This window comes from Streptomyces sp. col6 (genome assembly GCF_008042035.1).
In the GTDB taxonomy this organism is placed as follows: Bacteria; Actinomycetota; Actinomycetes; order Streptomycetales; family Streptomycetaceae; genus Streptomyces.
In genome coordinates, this window is the sequence record NZ_RDBL01000006.1 from 1,544,242 (window position 1) to 1,565,301 (window position 21,060).

22 protein-coding genes are annotated in these 21,060 nt (G+C 71.7%); 20 read left to right on the forward strand and 2 right to left on the reverse strand.

Annotated elements, in window-relative coordinates; all coding sequences use genetic code 11:
- Positions 1-34: 34 nt before the first annotated feature.
- Positions 35-694, reverse strand: coding sequence for a bifunctional DNA primase/polymerase (locus EAO73_RS10930; protein ID WP_147971174.1), 660 nt, complete (start codon positions 692-694; stop codon positions 35-37).
- 360 nt (positions 695-1,054) lie between these two features.
- Here EAO73_RS10930 and EAO73_RS10935 point away from each other — a divergent pair, with 360 nt between their 5' ends.
- The 5 genes from EAO73_RS10935 (at position 1,055) to ffh (ending at position 8,880) form a co-directional block, all read left to right on the forward strand.
- Positions 1,055-2,530 carry a hypothetical protein gene (locus tag EAO73_RS10935; RefSeq protein WP_147971175.1) on the forward strand — a complete coding sequence of 492 codons (1,476 nt, stop codon included), beginning with the start codon at positions 1,055-1,057 and terminating at the stop codon, positions 2,528-2,530.
- A 381-nt stretch (positions 2,531-2,911) separates the two neighbouring features.
- The gene (locus EAO73_RS10940; protein ID WP_147971176.1) at positions 2,912-4,261 is read left to right on the forward strand and encodes an ammonium transporter; all 1,350 of its coding nucleotides are present in this window, start codon (positions 2,912-2,914) and stop codon (positions 4,259-4,261) included.
- Complete coding sequence (locus EAO73_RS10945; RefSeq protein ID WP_147971177.1) at positions 4,258-4,596, forward strand: P-II family nitrogen regulator; 339 nt, start codon at positions 4,258-4,260, stop codon at positions 4,594-4,596. The genes EAO73_RS10940 and EAO73_RS10945 overlap by 4 nt, the downstream gene beginning before the upstream one ends.
- Before the next feature lie 50 nt (positions 4,597-4,646).
- Positions 4,647-7,100: a [protein-PII] uridylyltransferase gene (locus EAO73_RS10950; RefSeq protein ID WP_147971178.1), complete on the forward strand. Its 2,454-nt coding sequence runs from the start codon at positions 4,647-4,649 to the stop codon at positions 7,098-7,100.
- A gap of 232 nt (positions 7,101-7,332) precedes the next feature.
- Positions 7,333-8,880 (forward strand): signal recognition particle protein, encoded by a 1,548-nt coding sequence (gene ffh / locus EAO73_RS10955; protein ID WP_147971179.1) that lies wholly within the window; start codon positions 7,333-7,335, stop codon positions 8,878-8,880.
- Between the two features lie 60 nt (positions 8,881-8,940).
- Here ffh and EAO73_RS10960 read toward each other — a convergent pair whose 3' ends face one another.
- Positions 8,941-9,786 carry a methyltransferase domain-containing protein gene (locus tag EAO73_RS10960; RefSeq protein WP_147971180.1) on the reverse strand — a complete coding sequence of 282 codons (846 nt, stop codon included), beginning with the start codon at positions 9,784-9,786 and terminating at the stop codon, positions 8,941-8,943.
- Positions 9,787-10,313: 527 nt separating this feature from the next.
- Here EAO73_RS10960 and EAO73_RS10965 point away from each other — a divergent pair.
- The 15 genes from EAO73_RS10965 (at position 10,314) to EAO73_RS11035 (ending at position 21,057) form a co-directional block, all read left to right on the forward strand.
- On the forward strand, positions 10,314-10,907 hold the full coding sequence (locus tag EAO73_RS10965; RefSeq protein WP_018521397.1) for a hypothetical protein: 594 nt from the start codon (positions 10,314-10,316) through the stop codon (positions 10,905-10,907).
- A gap of 157 nt (positions 10,908-11,064) precedes the next feature.
- Complete coding sequence (gene rpsP / locus EAO73_RS10970) at positions 11,065-11,499, forward strand: 30S ribosomal protein S16 (RefSeq protein WP_147971181.1); 435 nt, start codon at positions 11,065-11,067, stop codon at positions 11,497-11,499.
- 2 nt (positions 11,500-11,501) lie between these two features.
- Positions 11,502-11,741 carry an RNA-binding protein gene (locus EAO73_RS10975; RefSeq protein ID WP_005311361.1) on the forward strand — a complete coding sequence of 80 codons (240 nt, stop codon included), beginning with the start codon at positions 11,502-11,504 and terminating at the stop codon, positions 11,739-11,741.
- 79 nt (positions 11,742-11,820) lie between these two features.
- The gene (rimM, locus tag EAO73_RS10980; protein ID WP_147971182.1) at positions 11,821-12,426 is read left to right on the forward strand and encodes a ribosome maturation factor RimM; all 606 of its coding nucleotides are present in this window, start codon (positions 11,821-11,823) and stop codon (positions 12,424-12,426) included.
- Positions 12,426-13,247 carry a tRNA (guanosine(37)-N1)-methyltransferase TrmD gene (gene trmD, locus EAO73_RS10985; protein ID WP_147971183.1) on the forward strand — a complete coding sequence of 274 codons (822 nt, stop codon included), beginning with the start codon at positions 12,426-12,428 and terminating at the stop codon, positions 13,245-13,247. Before rimM ends, trmD begins: the two co-directional genes overlap by 1 nt.
- Positions 13,248-13,375: 128 nt before the next feature.
- Positions 13,376-13,726 carry a 50S ribosomal protein L19 gene (gene rplS / locus EAO73_RS10990; protein ID WP_073963715.1) on the forward strand — a complete coding sequence of 117 codons (351 nt, stop codon included), beginning with the start codon at positions 13,376-13,378 and terminating at the stop codon, positions 13,724-13,726.
- Between the two features lie 45 nt (positions 13,727-13,771).
- Positions 13,772-14,554 carry a signal peptidase I gene (gene lepB / locus EAO73_RS10995; RefSeq protein WP_147971184.1) on the forward strand — a complete coding sequence of 261 codons (783 nt, stop codon included), beginning with the start codon at positions 13,772-13,774 and terminating at the stop codon, positions 14,552-14,554.
- The gene (lepB, locus tag EAO73_RS11000; RefSeq protein WP_147971185.1) at positions 14,547-15,623 is read left to right on the forward strand and encodes a signal peptidase I; all 1,077 of its coding nucleotides are present in this window, start codon (positions 14,547-14,549) and stop codon (positions 15,621-15,623) included. The genes lepB (EAO73_RS10995) and lepB (EAO73_RS11000) overlap by 8 nt, the downstream gene beginning before the upstream one ends.
- Positions 15,505-16,437, forward strand: coding sequence for a signal peptidase I (gene lepB / locus EAO73_RS11005; protein WP_147971512.1), 933 nt, complete (start codon positions 15,505-15,507; stop codon positions 16,435-16,437). Before lepB (EAO73_RS11000) ends, lepB (EAO73_RS11005) begins: the two co-directional genes overlap by 119 nt.
- Positions 16,434-17,318 (forward strand): signal peptidase I, encoded by an 885-nt coding sequence (lepB, locus tag EAO73_RS11010; RefSeq protein ID WP_147971186.1) that lies wholly within the window; start codon positions 16,434-16,436, stop codon positions 17,316-17,318. The genes lepB (EAO73_RS11005) and lepB (EAO73_RS11010) overlap by 4 nt, the downstream gene beginning before the upstream one ends.
- A 49-nt stretch (positions 17,319-17,367) precedes the next feature.
- On the forward strand, positions 17,368-18,117 hold the full coding sequence (gene lepB, locus EAO73_RS11015) for a signal peptidase I (protein ID WP_147971187.1): 750 nt from the start codon (positions 17,368-17,370) through the stop codon (positions 18,115-18,117).
- Positions 18,107-18,595, forward strand: coding sequence for an NUDIX hydrolase (locus EAO73_RS11020; RefSeq protein WP_147971188.1), 489 nt, complete (start codon positions 18,107-18,109; stop codon positions 18,593-18,595). Before lepB (EAO73_RS11015) ends, EAO73_RS11020 begins: the two co-directional genes overlap by 11 nt.
- A gap of 81 nt (positions 18,596-18,676) precedes the next feature.
- Complete coding sequence (locus EAO73_RS11025) at positions 18,677-18,985, forward strand: DUF2469 domain-containing protein (protein ID WP_003965949.1); 309 nt, start codon at positions 18,677-18,679, stop codon at positions 18,983-18,985.
- An 84-nt stretch (positions 18,986-19,069) separates the two neighbouring features.
- Entirely contained in the window at positions 19,070-19,429 is a 360-nt protein-coding gene (locus EAO73_RS11030; RefSeq protein ID WP_147971189.1) for a YraN family protein, read from the forward strand.
- Complete coding sequence (locus EAO73_RS11035; RefSeq protein WP_147971190.1) at positions 19,429-21,057, forward strand: YifB family Mg chelatase-like AAA ATPase; 1,629 nt, start codon at positions 19,429-19,431, stop codon at positions 21,055-21,057. The genes EAO73_RS11030 and EAO73_RS11035 overlap by 1 nt, the downstream gene beginning before the upstream one ends.
- Positions 21,058-21,060: the final 3 nt, after the last annotated feature.

Here is a 21,060-nt window from a genome sequence, read left to right on the forward strand (position 1 = left end):
GGCCGGGCTTCTCGCTGTGCGGACGGTACGCGGCTCAGCCGCAGGACCCCGCCCAGCGGTGGCAGAGGTACGCCAGCGTGCCGAGCAGGAGCCGGGCCTCCGGGGGCGTCGCGCTGTCCAGGCCGGGCGGACGCAGCCAGCGCACCGGGCCGAGCCCGCCCCGGTCGGAGGGCGGCGCCGTGATGTGGCTGCCGGGGCCGAGCGCCCGCAGATCGAGCCCCGTGTCGTCCCAGCCCATCCGGTACAACAGCCCCGGGAGCGCGTCCGCGGCGCCCGGCGCGACGAAGAACTGCGTCCGTCCCTGCGGGGTCACCGCGACCGGCCCCAGCGGCAGGCCCATCCGCTCCATCCGGACCAGGGCCCGGCGCCCGGCCCCCTCCGCCACGTCGAGCACGTCGAAGCCGCGGCCCACCGGAAGCATCATCGAGGCGCCCGGCACCTCCGCCCAGGCGCGCGCCGCCGCGTCGAGCGTCGCCCCGGCGGGCACCTCGCGCGCGAAGTCCAGCGGATGCGCGCCCGGGTCGGCGCAGCCGGTGTCCCCGCAGGAGCAGACGCCGTCAGCGGCGCGGGCCCCCGGTACGACGGCCCAGCCCCACAGCCCCGTGTACTCCGCCACCGCGGTGCCGCCGGAGGCGGAACGCGCGCGACGCCGTGCACCGGTGCGCATCTCGCGGATGCCGATCGTGAAGCCCATGCCCCCTCCAACGGGTCCGGCTCGCCGGTGGTTACGAAAGAGAGCGTGCAACCGTCCGCGCGCCCCCGGGCGCTTCTCTGCGCCTGTCCTGATCGCCCTGTCAAGTGAATCGCGGCCCGTGCGGGTGGCGTTCAATCGAAGGGGTGGCGAATGGTGGCGATTGCGCAAAGACCCTCGCCGAGCCCGTGATCGTAGGATTACCGTCGGTACACGAACCATGGAAGTATGTGCGCCCATGGGTATGCCGGAGGCAACCCGATTTTATGTTCGATCGAGCACAACGCCCGTACGGGCGACATGAGTTCGGAGCATTCTGATAGTGCTTCGCGCGACAGTATTCGGCGGGATGGGGGCGTTCCAGTGAGTGGCAGCGGCGCAGGCGAGACGAATGCCGGTAAGCGCCCCAACGGGCAATTGGGATCGTGGTTCGTGCGCAGCGGCTGGTCCAAGGGCGAGCTGGCACGGCAGGTGAACCGCCGGGCGCGCCAGATGGGCGCCCACCACATCAGCACCGACACCTCCCGGGTGCGGCGCTGGCTCGACGGCGAGCAGCCCCGCGAACCGATCCCGCGCATCCTGTCCGAGCTGTTCTCCGAGCGCTTCGGCAGCGTCGTCGCCGTCGAGGACCTGGGGCTGCGCACCCCGCACCAGGCGCCCTCGGTGGCTGGCGTGGACCTGCCGTGGGCGGGGCCGCAGACCGTCGCCCTGCTCAGCGAGTTCTCCCGCAGCGACCTGATGCTCGCCCGCCGGGGCTTCCTCGGCAGCTCCCTCGCCCTCGCCGCGGGCCCTGCGCTCATCGAGCCCATGCAGCGCTGGCTGGTACCGGTCGCGGCCGCCCCCGCCGCCGAACCGGAACCCGCCGCGGCGTCCCGCCGCCCCTCCCGGCTCTCCGGCCCCGAGCTGGACCTGCTGGAGTCGACCACCGCGATGTTCCGCCAGTGGGACGCGCAGTGCGGCGGCGGACTGCGCCGCAAGGCCGTCGTCGGCCAGCTCCACGAGGTCACCGACCTGCTCCAGGAGCCGCAGCCCGCCGCCACCGCCAAGCGCCTGTTCCGCTGCGCCGCCGAACTGGCCGAGCTGGCCGGCTGGATGAGCTACGACGTCGGCCTCCAGCCCACCGCCCAGAAGTACTTCGTGCTCGCCCTGCACGCCTCCAAGGAGGCCGGCGACAAGCCGCTGGGCTCGTACGTCCTGTCCAGCATGAGCCGTCAGATGATCCACCTCGGCCGCCCGGACGACGCCCTGGAGCTGATCCACCTCGCCCAGTACGGCAGCCGCGACTGCGCAACCCCGCGCACCCAGGCCATGCTGTACGCGATGGAGGCCCGCGCCTACGCCAACATGGGCCAGCCCAGCAAGTGCAAGCGGGCGGTCCGGATGGCGGAGGACACCTTCCTCGACGCCGGCGTCGACGGCGAGCCCGAGCCCGACTGGATCCGCTTCTTCTCCGAGGCCGAGCTCAACGGCGAGAACTCGCACTCCTTCCGCGACCTGGCCTACGTGGCCGGCCGCAGCCCCACCTACGCCTCGCTCGCCGAGCCCGTCATGCAGCGGGCGGTCCAGCTCTTCGGCGAGGACGACGAGCACCAGCGCTCCTACGCGCTCAACCTGATCGGCCTCGCCACCGTGCACCTGCTCAAGGGCGAGCCCGAGGCGTCCACCGGGCCGGCCGAGCAGGCGCTGCGCGTCGCCAAGAAGGTCCGCTCCGAGCGCGTCAACACACGGCTGCGCAAAACCGTCGACACCGCCGCCAGGGACTACGGGGACGTACCCGAGATCGCCCGGCTCACCGAACTCCTCGTCGAACAGCTCCCCGAGACCGTGGAAGCCGTCTAGCGCGACCACGGCAGGGCCCCACAGACCCCGGCCACGACGATCACCCAGCACAGACCGACTTCGGCTCCCCCCATTGCCAGGTCAACGGGTGATCGCCGTGGCCGGTTCGTGTGGTCGTTCCCCCGGCCGAGCGTCGTAACCGCACCGTATGCGGCTCGGGCCGCAGAGTAGGCCGGAGCGTGGGCACGGCACGTGCGGTTCATGGGGACGTAACACGTCGCTCTCCTTCGTCACTGCGGCGAAACATCGCGGCGCACCGGCCGAAACGGCGCTGCGCGAATCTCATGGCGCATAACCGGCCCGCACTTTTCCCCAGTGGTCCCGCACGTGGTTGTGCCCCCATCGCCCGCACGCGGCCGCACCGACGACGAGGAGACGCCGATGCCCCCAGGCATCACGACGCTTGCCGCAGACACCCCGACGCTGTCTGCAGCCAACACCGGCTTCATGCTCATCTGCTCGGCCCTGGTGATGCTCATGACCCCGGCCCTCGCCTTCTTCTACGGAGGCATGGTCCGCGTCAAGAGCACCCTCAACATGCTGATGATGAGCTTCATCAGCCTCGGGATCGTGACGATCCTGTGGGTGCTCTACGGATTCAGCCTCGCCTTCGGCACGGACGCCGGCTCGGTCATCGGCTGGAGCCAGGACTTCGTCGGCCTCAGCGGGATCGGCGTCACGGAACTCTGGGACGGCTACACCATCCCGGTCTACGTCTTCGCCGTGTTCCAGCTGATGTTCGCCGTCCTCACGCCCGCCCTGATAAGCGGTGCCCTCGCCGACCGGGTCAAGTTCACCTCCTGGGCCCTGTTCATCACGCTGTGGGTCACCGTCGTCTACTTCCCGGTCGCGCACTGGGTCTGGGGCGCGGGCGGCTGGCTGTTCGAGCTGGGCGTCATCGACTTCGCCGGCGGTACGGCCGTCCACATCAACGCGGGTGCCGCCGCCCTCGGCGTGATCCTGGTGATCGGCAAGCGCGTCGGCTTCAAGAAGGACCCGATGCGGCCGCACAGCCTGCCGCTCGTCATGCTCGGCGCCGGTCTCCTGTGGTTCGGCTGGTTCGGCTTCAACGCCGGCTCCTGGCTCGGCAACGACGACGGCGTGGGCGCGGTCATGTTCGTCAACACCCAGGTCGCCACCGGCGCCGCGATGCTCGCCTGGCTCGCCTACGAGAAGATCCGCCACGGCGCCTTCACCACCCTCGGTGCCGCCTCCGGCGCGGTCGCCGGACTTGTCGCCATCACTCCGGCCGGCGGCGCGGTCAGCCCGCTCGGCGCCATCGCGGTCGGCGCCATCGCCGGTGTGCTGTGCGCCATGGCCGTCGGCCTCAAGTACAAGTTCGGCTACGACGACTCCCTCGACGTCGTCGGCGTCCACCTCGTCGGCGGCGTCATCGGCTCCCTGCTCGTCGGCTTCTTCGCCACCGGCGGCGTCCAGTCCGACGCCAAGGGCCTCTTCTACGGCGGCGGGCTCGACCAGCTCGGCAAGCAGGCCGTCGGCGTCTTCGCGGTCCTCGCGTACTCTCTCGTCGTCTCCGCGGTCCTGGCCTTCGCGGTCGACAAGGTCCTCGGGATGCGGGTCGACGAGGACGACGAGATCTCCGGCATCGACCAGGTCGAGCACGCCGAGACCGCATACGACTTCAGCGGCGCCGGCGGCGGCGCGGCGTCCCGTACCTCCGCCCCCGCGCCCGGCACGGCCGCCCCGACGAACAAGAAGGTGGACGCATGAAGCTCATCACCGCAGTCGTGAAGCCCCACCGCCTCGACGAGATCAAGGAGGCCCTCCAGGCCTTCGGCGTCCAGGGCCTCACGGTCACCGAGGCCAGCGGCTACGGCCGTCAGCGCGGCCACACCGAGGTCTACCGGGGCGCCGAGTACACCGTCGACCTCGTCCCCAAGATCCGCATCGAGGTCCTGGTCGAGGACGAGGACGCCGAACAGCTCCTCGATGTCGTCGTCAAGGCCGCCCGCACAGGCAAGATCGGCGACGGCAAGGTCTGGAGCGTCCCCGTCGAGACAGCCATCAGGGTCCGTACGGGCGAACGCGGCCCGGACGCGCTCTGACCGCACCGGTCCACTGTTTCGCACGGTTCCGCACACGGAAGGGCAGCTGGGTGACGAGCATCGAAGCGACCACCGAATCCGAGGACTCGCGCCCCAGCGGCTACGCGGCGGCCCGGCTGCTCCTTCTCCAGGAGAAGGAGCGGTCCGGGCCGCCGCGCCGTGCCGCCCTCGCCGCCCTCACCGACGACTGGCTCACCGCCCTGTTCACCGCGGCGGCCGAACACGCGGGCGTCCGGGGCGCCGCCCTCGTCGCCGTCGGCGGCTACGGCCGCGGCGAACTCTCCCCGCGCAGCGACCTCGACCTCCTCCTCCTGCACGACGGCACCGCCGACCCCGCGGCCGTCGCCGCTCTCGCCGACCGGGTCTGGTACCCCGTCTGGGACCTGGGCCTCGCCCTCGACCACTCCGTACGCACACCTGCCGAGGCCCGGAAGACCGCGGGCGAGGACCTCAAGGTCCAGCTCGGACTGCTCGACGCCCGGCCCGTCGCCGGCGACCTCGGCCTCGTCGCCTCGCTGCGCACCGCCATCCTCGCCGACTGGCGCAACCAGGCGCCCAAACGCCTCCCCGACCTCCACGAGCTCTGCCGCGAACGCGCCGAGCGCCAGGGCGAGCTGCGGTTCCTCCTGGAGCCCGACCTCAAGGAGGCCCGCGGCGGCCTGCGCGACGTCACCGCCCTGCGCGCCGTCGCCGCCTCCTGGGTCGCCGACGCCCCCCGCGAAGGACTCGCCGAGGCCCGCCGCGTCCTGCTCGACACCCGCGACGCCCTCCACCTCACCACCGGCCGCGCCACCGACCGCCTCGCCCTCCAGGAACAGGACCAGGTCGCCCAGGCCCTCGGCCTCCTCGACGCCGACGCCCTGCTGCGCCAGGTCTACGAGGCCGCCCGCACCGTCTCCTACGCCACCGACGTCACCTGGCGCGAGGTCAACCGGGTGCTGCGCGCCCGCTCCTCCCGGCCCCGGCTGCGCGGCCTGCTCGGCGGCGGCCGGAGCCCCGCCCCCGAGCGGACCCCGCTCGCCGACGGCGTCGTGGAGGCCGACGGCGAGGCCGTGCTCGCCCGCACCGCCCGGCCGGAACGCGACCCGGTGCTCGTCCTGCGCGCCGCCGCGGCGGCCGCCCAGTCCGAGCTCCCGCTCTCCCGCCACGTCGTACGCCACCTCGCGACCGCGGCCCAGCCGCTCCCCGTGCCCTGGCCGGCCGAGGCCCGCGAGGAACTCGTCACCCTGCTCGGCGCCGGCGAGGCCACGATCCCCGTCTGGGAGGCCCTGGAGGCCGAAGGGCTGATCACCCGTCTCCTGCCCGACTGGGAACGCGTCCACTGCCGCCCGCAGCGCAACCCCGTCCACACCTGGACCGTCGACCGCCACCTCGTCGAGACGGCCGTCCGCGCCGCCTCGCTCACCCGCCGCGTCGGCCGCCCCGACCTGCTGCTCGTCGCCGCCCTGCTGCACGACATCGGCAAGGGCTGGCCCGGCGACCACTCCGTGGCCGGTGAGGTCATCGCCCGCGACATGGCCGCCCGGATCGGCTTCGACCAGCACGACGTGGGCGTCATCGCCACCCTCGTACGCCACCACCTGCTGCTCATCGAGACCGCCACCCGGCGCGACCTCGACGACCCGGCCACCGTCCGCGCCGTCGCCGACGCCGTCGGCACCGCCGCCACCCTGGAGCTGCTGCACGCCCTGACCGAGGCCGACGCGCTGGCCACCGGGCCCGCCGCCTGGTCGTCCTGGCGCGCCTCCCTCGTCACCGAACTCGTCAAACGGGTCGCCCAGGTCCTGGCGGGGGAGGCCCCCGAGGAACCCGAACCGGCCGCCCCGAGCGCCGAACAGGAACGCCTCGCGATCGAGGCCCTGCGTACCGGCGGCCCCGTCCTCGCCCTGCACACCAGGACCGAGACCCCGCACGAGGAGGGCGCCCCCGAACCGGTCGGCGTCGAGCTCCTCATCGCACTCCGCGACCGGCCCGGCGTACTGCCCGCCGCCGCCGGGGTCCTCGCCCTGCACCGCCTCACCGTCCGCGCCGCCGACCTGCGCGCCGTGGAGCTGCCCACCGAGCTGGGGGAGTCCGCGGACCTGCTGCTGCTCAGCTGGCGGGTGGCCGCCGAGTACGGCTCGCTGCCCCAGGAGGCCCGGCTCCGCGCCGACCTCGTACGCGCCCTGGACGGCAGCCTGGACATCCCCGCCCGGCTCGCCGAGCGCGAGGCGGCCTACCCCCGGCGGCGCGGGGTGAAGGCCCCGCCGCCCCGGGTGACGGTCGCCCCGGCGGGCTCCCGTCTGGCCACGGTCATCGAGGTCCGGGCGCAGGACGCCCCGGGCCTGCTGCACCGCATCGGGCACGCACTGGAGCGGAGCACGGTCCGGGTGCGCAGCGCGCATGTGTCGACGCTGGGGGCGAACGCGGTGGACACGGTCTACGTCACGCGGGAGGACGGCACGCCGCTGGCCGACGCGGAGGCCGTCGCGCTGGCCAGGGCATTGGAAGATGCCTTGCGGTGAGCCGTGACCGGCTGTGGGCCACGTCGTTGATCGAGAAGAGACTGGTTCCCTCGAGTCAGGGATGGCCCGGCGTCCACGGCCTTCGCGCCCAGTGTCGGCACGTGCTCCCCGCGCTGCGGGGATCCCAAGCCCTTGCAGGTCGAATGCGACCGGCGAGGGCTGGCGTTTGCGTGGGCCAGATACCCTAGGCAGCGAAGCTACCCGCCCCCGACCCTGAGGACCGACGAGCGCCGTGTTCGATACTCTCTCCGACCGCCTTGCCGCGACTTTCAAGAACCTCCGGGGCAAGGGCCGCTTGTCCGAGGCGGACATCGACGCCACGGCTCGCGAGATCCGTATCGCCCTGCTCGAAGCCGACGTGGCGCTGCCCGTCGTCCGGTCCTTCATCGCCAACGTCAAGGACCGGGCGCGCGGCGTAGAGGTCTCCCAGGCGCTGAACCCGGCCCAGCAGGTCGTCAAGATCGTCAACGAGGAGCTCATCTCCATCCTCGGCGGCGAGACCCGGCGGCTGCGGTTCGCCAAGAACCCGCCCACCGTGATCATGCTCGCCGGTCTCCAGGGTGCCGGTAAGACGACCCTCGCCGGAAAGCTCGGCCTCTGGCTCAAGGGCCAGGGCCACTCCCCGCTCCTCGTCGCTTGCGACCTCCAGCGCCCCAACGCCGTCAACCAGCTGAGCGTCGTCGCCGACCGCGCCGGTGTCGCGGTGTACGCCCCCGAGCCGGGCAACGGCGTCGGCGACCCGGTCCAGGTCGCCAAGGACTCCATCGAGTACGCCCGGTCCAAGCAGTACGACGTCGTTGTCGTGGACACGGCCGGCCGCCTCGGCATCGACCAGGAGCTGATGCAGCAGGCCGCGGACATCCGCGACGCCGTCAGTCCGGACGAGATCCTGTTCGTCGTCGACGCGATGATCGGTCAGGACGCGGTCAACACCGCGGAGGCCTTCCGCGACGGCGTCGGCTTCGACGGCGTGGTGCTCTCCAAGCTCGACGGCGACGCCCGCGGTGGTGCCGCCCTGTCGATCGCCCACGTCACGGGCAAGCAGATCATGTTCGCGTCCAACGGCGAGAAGCTGGACGAGTTCGACGCGTTCCACCCGGACCGCATGGCCTCGCGCATCCTCGACATGGGTGACCTGCTCACCCTGATCGAGCAGGCGGAGAAGACCTTCAGCCAGGAAGAGGCCGCCAAGATGGCCTCCAAGCTGGCGTCGAGCAAGGGCAAGGACTTCACGTTCGACGACTTCCTGGCGCAGATGGAGCAGGTCAGGAAGATGGGCTCCATCTCCAAGCTGCTCGGCATGCTGCCCGGCATGGGGCAGATCAAGGACCAGATCAACAACATCGACGAGCGCGACATCGACCGCATGGCCGCGATCATCAAGTCGATGACCCCGAAGGAACGCGCCGAGCCGACGATCATCAACGGCTCGCGCCGCGCCCGTATCGCCAAGGGCTCCGGCTCCGAGGTCTCCGCCGTCAAGGGTTTGGTCGAGCGGTTCTTCGAGGCCCGCAAGATGATGTCGAAGATGGCCCAGGGCGGCGGCATGCCCGGGATGCCCGGCATGCCGGGCATGGGCGGCGGCCCCGGCCGTCAGAAGAAGCAGGTCAAGCAGGCCAAGGGCAAGCGCAAGAGCGGCAACCCGATGAAGCGCAAGGCCGAGGAGCAGGCCGCCGCCGCCCGCCGCGAGGCGGCGCAGAACGGCGTCCCCGGTCTCCCGGCCGGCCAGGACGCCCAGAACTTCGAGCTGCCGGACGAGTTCAAGAAGTTCATGGGCTGACGGGCCCACATCATGCCGAAGGGGCGCCCACCGCACCGGTGGGCGCCCCTTCGGCATGGGTCACGTCGTGCAGACGAGGTACCGGAACACGTTGGACATCCACACCGTGCCGTCCGGGCGCCGGTGCGGGTGCAGGGCCTCGGCGAGTTCCTTCTCCACCTGCCACCGGTCCGTCGCGCGGACCGCCGCCTCGAACAGCCGGGTCGACAGCAGGCCGCGTACGGCGCTGTCCATGTCGGCGTAGCCGAACGGGCAGGCCACCCGGCCGGAGCCGTCCGGCTTCAGCCCGGCCCTGAAGGCCACGTCCTCCAGATCGTCCCGGCGCGGACCGCGCCAGCCGCCGCCCGGAGCGCGCCCGTCGTCGGCGAGCCGGCCGGCCACCCGCAGCACCGCCTCGGTGGTGCACCGCTCGGGCGGGCCCCAGCCGGTCAGGACGACCGTGGCACCCCGGTCCGCCGACGGTACGGCCGCCTCCAGCGCCCGTACCAGCTCCTCGCCGTCGCCCGCCTCGCAGCCGATCGGAGTGAAGGCGGTGATCAGGTTGTGCGGACCGCCGTCCGCCGAGGCGGCGACGGAGTCCGCGAGCAGGGGACCGGCGGCCGGTGAGGCGTGGTCCCCGGGCGCGGGCAGCAGCCGTGCGCGGGCGAGTGCGAGCCGGTCGGGGTCGGTGTCCACGCCGGTGACCCGCGCTCCGCGTCCCGCGGCCATCAGCAGCGCGAGTCCGGAGCCGCAGCCGAGTGCGAGCATCCGCGTGGCGGGCCCCACTTCCAGCCGCGTGTACACCGCTTCGTACAGCGGTGCCAGCATCCGTTCCTGGATCTCGGCCCAGTCACGGGCCCGCGAGGCGCCGTCCGCGGGGGCGGACGGCTCGGTGTGCCGGTGGTGCCGAACGAGCGTTGGTGTCATGGAATGCGCCCCAATCCGCCGAGATTGCCGGTTCTGCCGATCGGTCGTGCCCGAGTGGACGGTTCCTCCCGCCCTGGTACCGCGCTTCCCCCGTATGCCAGGGAACTGCGCATCGGGCGCCGCGTCCAGAGGTCTGCGGGGCGTGGTTGTCCGCGCTGCCGTCCGGCGCACGACGGCACCGGCGCACCCGGACGGCGTGGACGCCCCGGGGGGTCCGTCTCGTCCTCTGCCGTCCCAGTCTGACCCGACACGCCGGGACGGGCACGTCGAGCACGTCAGGGCGGTGCGGGTACCCTGCGTGGCGCGGCTGCCGGGTCCGCCCGGGGGTGCCGGGGGCGCGTACGGCGGCTACGCGCGCAGGCGTACGCGCCGCTACGTACCGGCTTGGTGCGAGCTGTGAGACTTCTCCGCAGATCAGCGCACCCGCCCTCGTCAGGACGCATGAAGGTCAACTGACTGGTACGTGCAAAATATTTGGGATGGCCCGGAATCGGAACACCGAGGGCCCCGCGCTCGTTGGTCACGACGTGAGCACGACACCACCTGTACTTGCCGCAGAGCTGGCGCAGGCGTGGGCCGACATTCAGCGGTACCACCCCGAGCTGCCCGATCTCGCCGCACCCGAGTCCCTGATCGGAGAGTCCTCGTCCGCCTGTGGCGCCGAGCTCTCCTTCGAGCGACTGCTCCATGAGGCAGTCCACGGCATCGCCGCCGCGCGAGGTGTCCGCGACACCTCGCGCGCCGGCCGATATCACAACCGACGATTCCTGGCGATCGCCGAGGAGCTGGGCCTCGACCATGCCGAGGAGCCCCATCCCAGCAGCGGCTTCTCGCTGGTCACGCTCAACCCCGAGGCCAAGCGCCGCTACCGGCCGACGACGGAACGGCTGCAGCGCGCCCTCAAGGCGCACACCGTGGCCACCGCCGCCGACACCAAGCGCTCCTTCCGCGGCCCCGCCGCCCGGCACGGCTCCTCCGGAGGGGGCGTGCGGGTCAAGGCCGTGTGCGACTGCGGCCGCAATGTCCGCGTGGTCCCCTCGGTCCTCGCGCAGGCCCCGATCGTCTGCGGCGGCTGCGGAAAGCCGTTCCGTATCCCGGAGACGGCGGTCGCGGTGGGGTGAGCCGATGTGGTGTGGCACAATGGCTAGCTGTACTCGACAGTCGCACAGGACCCCTCTCTCCTCCGGCTGACGCGTCCATCGGGCACCCGAGTACCGCAACCCCACGTGGCATCTTCGTTGTGCCCAACCACGTCATAGACCAGGAGACACCACTTCCGTGGCAGTCAAGATCAAGCTGAAGCGTCTGGGCAAGATCCGTTCGCCTCACTACCGCATCGTCGTCGCCGACTCCCGTACCCGCCGTGACGGCCGGGCCATCGAGGAGATCGGCCTGTACCACCCGGTGCAGAACCCGTCGCGCATCGAGGTCAACTCGGAGCGTGCGCAGTACTGGCTGTCCGTCGGCGCCCAGCCGACCGAGCCGGTTCTCGCGATCCTGAAGCTCACCGGCGACTGGCAGGCGCACAAGGGCCTCCCGGCCCCCGCGCCGCTGCTGCAGCCGGAGCCCAAGGCTGACAAGCGCGCCCTGTTCGAGGCCCTCTCCAGCGATGGTGAGGAGTCGAAGGGCGAGGCCATCACGCCGAAGGCGAAGAAGGCCGACAAGAAGGCGGACGAGGCTGCGGCCGACTCCGCCGAGTCGACCGAGGCCTGAGCATGCTCGAGGAGGCTCTCGAGCACCTCGTGAAAGGCATCGTCGACAACCCCGACGACGTGCAGGTCGCCTCGCGCAACCTGCGCCGTGGACGTGTGCTCGAGGTCCGGGTCCACCCCGATGACCTCGGCAAGGTGATCGGCCGCAACGGCCGCACCGCACGCGCGCTGCGTACCGTCGTGGGCGCCATCGGCGGCCGTGGTATCCGCGTCGACCTCGTCGATGTGGATCAGGTTCGCTGACAGAGTTGAACACCGGCACGGGCCGGGGAGGGCCAAGCGCCCGCCCCGGCCCGTCGTCGTACGACAGGAGAGACATAAGGTGCAGTTGGTAGTCGCGCGGATCGGTCGCGCCCACGGCATCAAGGGCGAGGTCACCGTCGAGGTGCGCACGGACGAGCCGGAGCTGCGGCTCGCGCCCGGAGCCGTCCTCGCCACCGAGCCGGCCACGGCGGGACCGCTGACGATCGAGACCGGCCGGGTGCACAGCGGCAGGCTGCTGCTGCGCTTCGAGGGTGTGAAGGACCGTACGGCCGCCGAGGCGCTGCGCAACACCCTGCTGATCGCCGACGTCGACCCGGCGGAACTCCCGGAGGACCCCGAGGAGTTCTACGACCATCAGCTGATGGACCTGGACGTCGTCCTCGCCGACGGCACCGAGATCGGCCGGATCACCGAGATCACGCACCTGCCGTCCCAGGACCTCTTCATCGTGGAGCGGCCGGACGGCAGCGAGGTGATGATCCCGTTCGTCGAGGAGATCGTCACCGAGATCGATCTGGAGGAGCAGCGCGCGGTGATCACCCCGCCGCCCGGCCTGATCGACGAGAGCGAGGCCGTTGTGGCCTCCGCACGCGAGGAGGCCGCGGACTCCGAGGCGGACGGCTCCGAGGCGGAGGACTCCGCGGCGAAGGGCGAGGACGCCTGATGCGCCTCGACGTCGTCACGATCTTCCCCGAGTACCTGGAACCGCTGAACGTCTCGCTGGTCGGCAAAGCCCGCGCGGCCGGGCGCCTCGACGTCCAGGTGCACGACCTGCGCGACTGGACGTACGACCGCCACAACACCGTGGACGACACCCCGTACGGCGGCGGCCCCGGCATGGTCATGAAGACCGAGCCGTGGGGCGAGGCCCTGGACGAGGCCCTGGCGGACGGCTACGAGGCGGGGGCGCACTCCCCGGTCCTCGTGGTGCCCACACCGAGCGGCCGGCCCTTCACCCAGGAACTCGCCGTCGAACTGTCCGAGCGGCCCTGGCTGATCTTCACCCCGGCCCGCTACGAGGGCATCGACCGTCGCGTCACCGAGGAGTACGCCACCCGGATGCGGGTGGTCGAGGTCTCCATCGGCGACTACGTGCTGGCCGGCGGGGAGGCCGCGGTGCTGGTGATCACCGAGGCGGTCGCCCGGCTGCTGCCCGGCGTCCTCGGTAACGCCGCGTCCCACCAGGACGACTCCTTCGCCCCCGGCGCGATGGCCAACCTGCTGGAGGGGCCCGTCTACACCAAGCCGCCCGAGTGGCGTGGCCGGTCCATCCCCGACGTGCTGCTCAGCGGCCACCACGGGCGGATCGCGCGCTGGCGGCGGGACGAGGCGCTGCGGCGTACGGCCGCCAACCGGCCCGATCTGATCGAGCGGTGCGAGGCGTCCGGCTTCGACAAGAAGGACCGGGAGATGCTGTCCATCCTCGGCTGGTCACCGGAGCCCGGTGGCCGATTTTGGCGCAGGCCCCAGGCCGTGGAAGAATAGGCCGCTGCCGTCCGTCCGGCGTGCGCCCCTGCCACAGGGGGACACGACGCCCGTCCGACGAGAACGGCCCCTAGAACTCATCACTCTCCCGTCGATGACCTGTGGCATCGGCGAAGAAAGCAGACACCATGGCTTCCCTGCTCGACGACGTCAATGCCGCGTCGCTGCGTACCGACATCCCGGCGTTCCGCCCCGGTGACACCGTCAACGTTCACGTCCGCGTGATCGAGGGCAACCGCTCCCGTGTCCAGCAGTTCAAGGGCATCGTCATCCGCCGCCAGGGCGCGGGCGTGAGCGAGACCTTCACGGTCCGCAAGGTCTCCTTCAGCGTCGGTGTCGAGCGCACCTTCCCGGTCCACAGCCCGATCTTCGAGAAGATCGAGCTCGTGACCCGCGGTGACGTCCGTCGCGCCAAGCTGTACTTCCTCCGTGAGCTGCGCGGCAAGGCCGCGAAGATCAAGGAGAAGCGCGACCGCTGAGCTGACTGCCTGGTCCACAGGGTGTCCGGATAAACTCTGGCCCCGATGGACACGCAAGCAGAACTCCAGGAGCGCGATCGTTCCTCCGCACCCGATCCGGGTCCGGGGGGGCGGTCGCGCTCTTCGCGTGTCCGGGACCGGGCGGCCGCGCTGGTGTCCGGGCGGCTGTCCTGGCGGGGCGCGCTCGCGCTCGGTGCCGTCTGCGCGGTGTTCGTGTTCCTCTTCAGCAGCTTTGTGGTGCAGCCCTTCCTGATCCCCAGCGGCTCCATGGAGAACACGCTCCGGGTGGGCGACCGGGTGCTCGTCAACAAGCTGGCGTACCGCTTCGGCTCGGAGCCGCACCGCGGTGACGTGGTGGTCTTCGACGGCACCGGTTCCTTCGTGCCGGAGGGCGCCACCGAGAATCCGGTCGGCGCCCTGCTGCACGGGGCCGCCGCGTCCCTCGGGCTGGCGGAGCCCGCCGAGACCGACTTCGTGAAGCGGGTGGTGGGCGTGGGGGGCGACCGGGTGGTCTGCTGCGACGTGCGGGGCAGGACCGAGGTGAACGGCCGGCCGCTGGACGAGGACTACCTCTTCCCCGGTGACGCGTCCTCGACGGTCCCCTTCGACATCGTGGTGCCGGACGGCACGCTGTGGATGATGGGCGACCACCGCAGCCGCTCCCGCGACTCCCGCGATCACCTGGGGGAGCCGGGCGGCGGTGTGGTGCCGGTGGCTCGGGTGATCGGACGCGTCGACTGGTACGGCTGGCCGCTGGGGCGGCTGGGGCCGCTGCCGGGCACCGCGGCCTTCGACTCCGTACCGGCGGCCGGTCCGGCGCATGGGTAACCACGGGCGGCGTGGTTACCCGGCGCGCGGGGCTCCGGCGCCGGACGGGGGCGCGCGTTCGCTGCCCACCCGGGCGGAGCGGCGCAAGCTGGCCCGCAAGGTGAAGCGCAGGCGGCGCAGGTCGGCCGTGCGTGAGATACCGCTGCTGATCACGGTGGCGCTGCTGATCGCGCTGGTCCTCAAGACGTTCCTGGTGCAGGCGTTCGTGATCCCGTCCGGGTCGATGGAGCAGACCATCCGGATCGGTGACCGGGTGCTGGTGGACAAGCTGACGCCCTGGTTCGGGTCGAAGCCGCAGCGCGGGGACGTCGTCGTGTTCCGCAACCCCTCCGACTGGCCGCCGCCGAACCCGGTGAGCACGGACGATCCGCCCGTCGTCGTCAAGCAGGTGAAGCAGGTGCTCACCTTCGTCGGGCTCCTGCCGTCGGACGACGAGCAGGACCTGATCAAGCGGGTCGTGGCCGTCGGCGGCGACACGGTGAGGTGCTGCGCGCCGGACGGCAGGCTCGTCGTCAACGGTGTGGAGGTCGTCGAGCCCTATGTTTTCCCCGGGGATTCCCCCTCCACCATCAAATTCGAGGTAAAGGTTCCGGCGGGCCGCCTCTTCGTCCTGGGGGACCATCGCTCCAATTCCGCCGATTCGCGCTTCCACCTGGACAAGACGGCGGACGGCACGATCTCCGAGTCGGCGGTCGTGGGACGCGCGAAGTGGATCGTCTGGCCCTTCGGACACTGGGCCGGCCTGGAGGAACGCGCGGCGTTCTCCTCGGTCCCGGACGCGCGCGCCGGTACGGCGGCCGCCTCGGAGCCGTCGAATAGTGTGTCCCAGGATCCCAACCGATTGATCCGGCTCCCGACCCCTGCGGAACTCCCGCTCGTTATGGGAGTGGTGGGCCTGCATCGGTTAGGACGCAGGCGGTGGCACGGAGTAAGGAGTGGATGTGGGGGATTTGGCGGTCGGCGCACGATCCGGACACGACGAACCCGAGGACCGGCCGGGCGCTTCGGCGCATTCCGGGTCCGCCGGTGCGGCGGAGGACGGGACGGCGGCGAGCGGGACGGAGGGTGACAGCGGCGCGTCCGGCTCCAGCGCGGCCAGGAAGAAGAACCCCCGCCCGTTCTGGAAGGAACTGCCCCTCCTCATCGGCGTCGCCCTGGTCCTGGCGTTGCTGATCAAGACGTTCCTGGTGCAGGCGTTCTCGATTCCGTCGGACTCGATGCAGAACACCTTGCAGCGGGGCGACCGGGTGCTGGTGGACAAGCTGACGCCGTGGTTCGGTTCGGAGCCGGAGCGCGGCGAGGTCGTCGTCTTCCACGACCCGGGCGGCTGGCTGGAGGACACCCAGGCTCCCGAGCCGAACGCGGTGCAGAAGTTCCTCAGCTTCATCGGTCTCATGCCCTCGGCCGAGGAGAAGGACCTGATCAAGCGGGTCATCGCGATCGGCGGTGACACGGTGGAGTGCAAGAAGGGCGGCCCGGTCAAGGTCAACGGCACGGCGCTCGACGACAAGTCGTTCATCTTCGAGGGCAACAGTCCGTGTGACGACGAGCCCTTCGGCCCGATCAAGGTTCCCAAGGGCCGGATCTGGGTGATGGGCGACCACCGGCAGAACTCCCTCGACTCCCGCTACCACCAGAACCTCCCGGGCGGCGGCACCGTCTCCAACGACGAGGTCGTGGGCCGCGCCATCGTGATCGCGTGGCCGGTGAGCCGCTGGGCGACCCTCCCGATCCCGAAGACCTTCGACCAGCCGGGCATCAACGCTGCGGCCGCCGCGGCGGCGGCACCCGGGGCGATCGGCCTCGCGGGCGCGGTACCGCTGGTGCTCTGGCGCAGGCGGCGCCGGATCGCGGCCACCGGCGCAGTGAGGAATGACGCGTGAGCGACGTGACGGACGGGACCCAGTCCGAGCAGGCAGGGGCCGCGGAATCCTCCGCCGCCGAACCGGAGGACGTCACCGACAGCGGTACGGGCAGCGGCACCGACGGCACGGGCGGCAGGAAGAAGAGCAGCCGGCCGTTCTGGAAGGAACTGCCCCTCCTCATCGGCATCGCGCTGGTCCTGGCGTTGCTGATCAAGACGTTCCTGGTGCAGGCGTTCTCGATTCCGTCGGACTCGATGCAGAACACCTTGCAGCGGGGCGACCGGGTGCTGGTGGACAAGCTGACGCCGTGGTTCGGTTCGGAGCCGGAGCGCGGCGAGGTCGTCGTCTTCCACGACCCGGACGGCTGGCTGGACGACGAGCCGACCCCGAAGCCCAACGCCGTGCAGAAGTTCCTGAGCTTCGTCGGACTGATGCCGTCCGCCGAGGAGAAGGACCTGATCAAGCGGACGATCGCGGTCGCCGGTGACACGGTGGAGTGCAAGAAGGGCGGTCCGGTCGAGGTCAACGGCAAGGCGCTCGACGAGCCGTACATCTTCGAGGGCAACAGCGCCTGCGACGACATGCCCTTCGGTCCGTTCAAGGTGCCGGACGGCAAGATCTGGGTGATGGGCGACCACCGCCAGGACTCGTCGGACTCGCGCTACCACACCAGCGACGTCAACAAGGGCTTCGTGCCGGTGAGCCAGGTCGTGGGCCGGGCCGTCGTGGTGGCCTGGCCGGTGAACCGCTGGTCGGTGCTGTCCGTTCCGGACACCTTCGACCAGCCCGGCATCAGCGCCGCGGCCGGGGCCGCACCGGGCGCCTTGGGGCTCGCGGGAGCGGTCCCGTTCGTCATCCGGCGCCGGCGGAGGCTGACCTCCGGGCGTACTGCCGGGTAGGGTGCCCACGCGGATCAGCGATTGTCGATCTCCGATGGGGGACGCCGGTATGGGTGCAACAGGTCGTACGGATGACGGCCACGGCCGGCTCGGCAGCAAGCTGTCCGGAGCCGCCGTGGCCCTCGGCTGTGTGCTGTTCCTCGGCGGCTTCATCTGGGGGGCGCTGATCTACCGGCCCTACACGGTGCCCACCGGTTCGATGACACCGACGGTGAACGCGGGCGACAAGGTCCTCGCGCAGCGCGTGGACGGCAGCGAGGTCCGGCGCGGTGACGTGGTCGTGTTCACCGACCGGGCCTGGGGCGCCATGCCGATGGTGAAGCGGGTCGTCGGGACCGGCGGCGACAAGATCGCCTGCTGCGGCAAGGACGGCCGCCTCACCGTCAACGGCATACCCATCGACGAACCGTATCTGCGGGCGTCCAGCCGGGCCTCCGGCGAGAACTTCACCGCGGAGGTCCCGAAGGGCAAGCTCTTCCTCCTGGGCGACGACCGTACGGTCTCGCTGGACTCCCGGGTCCATCTGGAGGACGCCACCCACGGCGCGGTCCCCCGCGACGCCGTGGAGGCCAGGGTCGACGCCGTCGCCTGGCCGCTGGGCTCCATGATCGGCCGGCCGGAGGCCTTCGCCGCGCTCCCGGGCGGCGTCTCGTCGGCCGGGCCGCTGCAGCTCCAGCTGACCGCGATGGCCGTGGGCGTGGTGCTGATCCTCGGCGGCGCGGTGTACGGCCCGCTCGCGGCCCGTGCCGCCCGGCCGAAGCGGAGCGCGCAGCCGAAGGCGACCGCCGGTGCCCGCTGAGGTGCGCAGGGTCGCCCGCCTGGTACTCCTCGATCCGGACGACCGCATTCTGCTGATGCACGGCTTCGAACCGGAGGACCCGTCCCGCACCTGGTGGTTCACCCCGGGCGGCGGCCTGGAGGGCGACGAGACCCACGAGCGGGCCGCGCTGCGCGAGCTGGCCGAGGAGACCGGGATCACGGACGCCGAACTGGGGCCGGTGATCTGGCGGCGCCGCTGCTCCTTCCGGTTCGACGGCCGGCAGTGGGAGCAGGACGAGTGGTATTTCCTGGCCCGTACGGAACGGACCACCACGGACACCAGCGGGCACACATGGCTGGAACGCCGCAGTGTCACGGGTCTGAGGTGGTGGACCTCCGCCGAACTGTCGGCAGCGCGTGAGACGGTGTACCCGACCGGGCTCGCCGACCTGCTCCGGAGGCTGCTCGACGAGGGTCCTCCGCGTACGCCGGTGGTCCTGGCCCCCGAAAGCGACTGAGCGCCCGAAAGCGCCTGAGCGACCGGGGCGCCGGAGCCTGGCGCACAATGGGGAAACGCACGGCTGAAGGGGAACATGCCAATGAGCGCCGAGGACCTCGAGAAGTACGAGACCGAGATGGAGCTGAAGCTCTACCGGGAGTACCGCGATGTCGTCGGTCTTTTCAAATATGTGATCGAGACCGAACGGCGCTTCTACCTCACCAACGACTACGAGATGCAGGTCCACTCGGTCCAGGGCGAGGTGTTTTTCGAGGTGTCCATGGCGGACGCCTGGGTCTGGGACATGTACCGGCCCGCACGGTTCGTGAAGCAGGTACGCGTGCTGACGTTCAAGGACGTCAACATCGAGGAGCTCAACAAGAGCGATCTCGAGCTTCCGGGTGGCTGAGTTGTCCACAATCGCCCGCCTGTCCACCAAGATCCACTGAAGTAGGGCGGGCGCGTCAGAGTCGGTGCCGGAGGTGGTGCCGATATGAACGCACGGGGGGCTCTCGGGCGGTACGGCGAGGACCTGGCGGCGCGGCTGCTGGCCGACGCCGGCATGTCCGTACTGGAACGGAACTGGCGCTGTCGCGCCGGTGAGATCGACATCGTCGCGATGGACGGGGACGCGCTCGTCATCTGCGAGGTGAAGACCCGCAGATCGGGCGTGTTCGAGCATCCGATGGCCGCGGTCACCCCGGCCAAGGCCGACCGGCTGCGCCGGCTGGCCGCGCTCTGGCTGGAACGGCACGGCGGTCCGCCGCCGGGCGGGGTGCGCATCGACCTGGTCGGTGTGGTGCTGCCCGCCCGCGGCGCACCCCTGGCCGAGCATGCGCGGGGGGTGGCCTGATGGGGTTCGCGCGTGCCTGCTCGGTGGCCCTGGTGGGCGTCGAGGGCGTGGTGGTGGAGGTCCAGGCGGACCTGGAGGCCGGGGTGGCGGCGTTCACCCTGGTGGGGCTGCCGGACAAGAGCCTGGTGGAGAGCCGGGACCGGGTCAGGGCCGCCGTGGCCAACTCGGGGGCGGAGTGGCCGCAGAAGAAGCTCACCGTGGGGCTCTCCCCGGCCTCGGTGCCCAAGAGTGGCTCGGGTTTCGATCTCGCCGTCGCGTGTGCCGTGCTCGGCGCCGCGGAGCGCATCGACCCCGCGTCGATCGCCGACGTGGTGATGATCGGTGAGCTGGGGCTCGACGGCCGGGTGCGCCCGGTACGGGGCGTGCTCCCCGCGGTCCTGGCGGCGGCCGACGCCGGCTACCGGCGGGTGGTCGTCCCGGAACAGACCGCGGGCGAGGCGGCCCTTGTGCCCGGCGTCTCCGTGCTCGGGGTGCGCAGCCTGCGGCAGCTGATCGCGGTGCTCTGCGACGAACCGGTGCCGGACGAGCAGCGGTCCGAGGAGGAGGGCCGCCCCGACCCGATGCTCGCCGGGCTGATGGTCCCCGGCGCCGGCCTGGGCACGGGCCTCGCCAGGGGGGCCGCGGCAGCGGGGGAGGGCGCCCGGCCGGACCTGGCGGACGTGGCGGGGCAGGAGCGGCCGCGCAAGGCCCTGGAGATCGCCGCGGCCGGCGGTCACCACCTCCTGCTGACCGGTCCGCCCGGCGCGGGCAAGACCATGCTGGCCGAGCGGATGCCCGCGATCCTGCCGCCGCTCACCCGGCAGGAATCCCTCGAAGTGACCGCCGTGCACTCGGTCGCCGGCATCCTGCCGCCGGGCGAGCCGCTGGTCTCCCGGCCGCCGTACTGCGCGCCGCACCACTCGGCGACGATGCAGTCGCTGGTGGGCGGTGGGAACGGGCTGCCCAGGCCGGGAGCCGTTTCGCTCGCTCATCGCGGAATTCTTTTTCTGGACGAGGCTCCGGAGTTCTCCGTCAAGGCGCTGGACGCGCTGCGCCAGCCCCTGGAGTCCGGGCACGTCGTGGTGGCCCGCAGCGCCGGAGTGGTGCGGCTGCCGGCCCGGTTCCTGATGATGCTCGCGGCCAACCCCTGCCCGTGCGGGCGGCACACCCTGAGCGGGGCCGGCTGCGAGTGCCCGCCCTCGGCGGTGCGGCGCTACCGGGCCAGGCTCTCCGGACCGCTGCTCGACCGGGTGGACCTCAGGGTGACGGTCGACCCGGTCACCCGCGAGGACCTGATGGGGCGGGGCGACCGGGGCGAGTCCACCGCGACCGTCGCCGCCCGGGTGCGGGAGGCCCGGGACCGCGCGGCCGAGCGGCTGGCGGGCACGCCCTGGACGACCAACAGCGAGGTGCCGGGACACGAGCTGCGGACCCGGCTGGCCGCGGCCCCGGGCGCGCTGATGCCGGCCGAGCGGGACATGGAGCGCGGGCTGCTCACGGCACGGGGCCTGGACCGCGTGCTGCGGGTGGCGTGGACGGTCGCGGACCTGCGCGGCGCCGTCCGCCCGGACGCCTCGGACGTCGTGGCGGCCCTGGAACTGCGCAGCGGCATCCCGCGCGGGGCCGCACTGGGGGTGGGGGCGGCATGACGG

Excerpts from the sequence above, each read along its gene's own strand:
- trmD (WP_147971183.1), top strand. The coding sequence starts at position 12,426 with ATGCGCCTCGACGTCGTCACGATCTTCCCCGAGTACCTGGAACCGCTG.
- EAO73_RS10975 (WP_005311361.1), top strand. The coding sequence starts at position 11,502 with ATGCTCGAGGAGGCTCTCGAGCACCTCGTGAAAGGCATCGTCGACAAC.
- lepB (WP_147971187.1), top strand. The coding sequence starts at position 17,368 with ATGGGTGCAACAGGTCGTACGGATGACGGCCACGGCCGGCTCGGCAGC.
- lepB (WP_147971185.1), top strand. The coding sequence starts at position 14,547 with ATGGGTAACCACGGGCGGCGTGGTTACCCGGCGCGCGGGGCTCCGGCG.
- lepB (WP_147971184.1), top strand. The coding sequence starts at position 13,772 with ATGGACACGCAAGCAGAACTCCAGGAGCGCGATCGTTCCTCCGCACCC.
- EAO73_RS11035 (WP_147971190.1), top strand. The coding sequence starts at position 19,429 with ATGGGGTTCGCGCGTGCCTGCTCGGTGGCCCTGGTGGGCGTCGAGGGC.
- EAO73_RS10945 (WP_147971177.1), top strand. The coding sequence starts at position 4,258 with ATGAAGCTCATCACCGCAGTCGTGAAGCCCCACCGCCTCGACGAGATC.
- EAO73_RS11025 (WP_003965949.1), top strand. The coding sequence starts at position 18,677 with ATGAGCGCCGAGGACCTCGAGAAGTACGAGACCGAGATGGAGCTGAAG.
- rplS (WP_073963715.1), top strand. The coding sequence starts at position 13,376 with ATGGCTTCCCTGCTCGACGACGTCAATGCCGCGTCGCTGCGTACCGAC.
- EAO73_RS10940 (WP_147971176.1), top strand. The coding sequence starts at position 2,912 with ATGCCCCCAGGCATCACGACGCTTGCCGCAGACACCCCGACGCTGTCT.
- EAO73_RS10930 (WP_147971174.1), bottom strand. The coding sequence starts at position 694 with ATGGGCTTCACGATCGGCATCCGCGAGATGCGCACCGGTGCACGGCGT.
- EAO73_RS11030 (WP_147971189.1), top strand. The coding sequence starts at position 19,070 with ATGAACGCACGGGGGGCTCTCGGGCGGTACGGCGAGGACCTGGCGGCG.
- EAO73_RS10960 (WP_147971180.1), bottom strand. The coding sequence starts at position 9,786 with ATGACACCAACGCTCGTTCGGCACCACCGGCACACCGAGCCGTCCGCC.